The organism is Halochromatium glycolicum (assembly GCF_016584085.1).
Classification (GTDB): Bacteria; Pseudomonadota; Gammaproteobacteria; order Chromatiales; family Chromatiaceae; genus Lamprobacter; species Lamprobacter glycolicus.
In genome coordinates this window covers 1-1,328 of record NZ_NRSJ01000109.1, presented here as the reverse complement: position 1 = coordinate 1,328, position 1,328 = coordinate 1, and the positions used below count along the sequence as shown (strand labels likewise).

Sequence of the window (1,328 nt, the reverse complement as noted above, 5' to 3'; positions counted from 1 at the left end):
ACACATGCAAGTCGAACGGTGACCTCGAGAGCTTGCTCTTGGGTGATCAGTGGCGAACGGGTGAGTAACACGTGAGTAACCTGCCCCAGACTCTGGAATAACCCCGGGAAACCGGAGCTAATACCGGATACGAGACGGAGCCGCATGGCTACCGTTTGGAAAGTTTTTCGGTCTGGGATGGACTCGCGGCCTATCAGCTAGTTGGTGAGGTAACGGCTCACCAAGGCGACGACGGGTAGCCGGCCTGAGAGGGCGACCGGCCACACTGGGACTGAGACACGGCCCAGACTCCTACGGGAGGCAGCAGTGGGGAATATTGCACAATGGGCGAAAGCCTGATGCAGCGACGCCGCGTGAGGGATGAAGGCCTTCGGGTTGTAAACCTCTTTCAGCAGGGAAGAAGCGAAAGTGACGGTACCTGCAGAAGAAGCACCGGCTAACTACGTGCCAGCAGCCGCGGTAATACGTAGGGTGCGAGCGTTGTCCGGAATTATTGGGCGTAAAGAGCTTGTAGGCGGTTTGTCGCGTCTGCCGTGAAAATCCGAGGCTCAACCTCGGACTTGCGGTGGGTACGGGCAGACTAGAGTGTGGTAGGGGAGACTGGAATTCCTGGTGTAGCGGTGAAATGCGCAGATATCAGGAGGAACACCGATGGCGAAGGCAGGTCTCTGGGCCACTACTGACGCTGAGAAGCGAAAGCGTGGGGAGCGAACAGGATTAGATACCCTGGTAGTCCACGCCGTAAACGTTGGGAACTAGGTGTGGGCCTCATTCCACGAGGTCTGTGCCGCAGCTAACGCATTAAGTTCCCCGCCTGGGGAGTACGGCCGCAAGGCTAAAACTCAAAGGAATTGACGGGGGCCCGCACAAGCGGCGGAGCATGTGGATTAATTCGATGCAACGCGAAGAACCTTACCAAGGCTTGACATACACCGGAAACACCCAGAGATGGGTGCCCCGCAAGGTCGGTGTACAGGTGGTGCATGGTTGTCGTCAGCTCGTGTCGTGAGATGTTGGGTTAAGTCCCGCAACGAGCGCAACCCTCGTTCTATGTTGCCAGCGCGTAAAGGCGGGGACTCATAGGAGACTGCCGGGGTCAACTCGGAGGAAGGTGGGGATGACGTCAAATCATCATGCCCCTTATGTCTTGGGCTTCACACATGCTACAATGGCCGGTACAAAGGGCTGCGAAATCGCAAGATGGAGCGAATCCCAAAAAACCGGTCTCAGTTCGGATTGGGGTCTGCAACTCGACCCCATGAAGTCGGAGTCGCTAGTAATCGCAGATCAGCAACGCTGCGGTGAATACGTTCCCGGGCCTTGTACAC

The 1,328-nt window shown here is 57.0% G+C and carries 1 rRNA gene; it reads left to right on the top strand.

Annotated elements, in window-relative coordinates:
- Positions 1 to 1,328, top strand: a 16S ribosomal RNA gene (locus CKO40_RS23680); the annotation flags it as partial.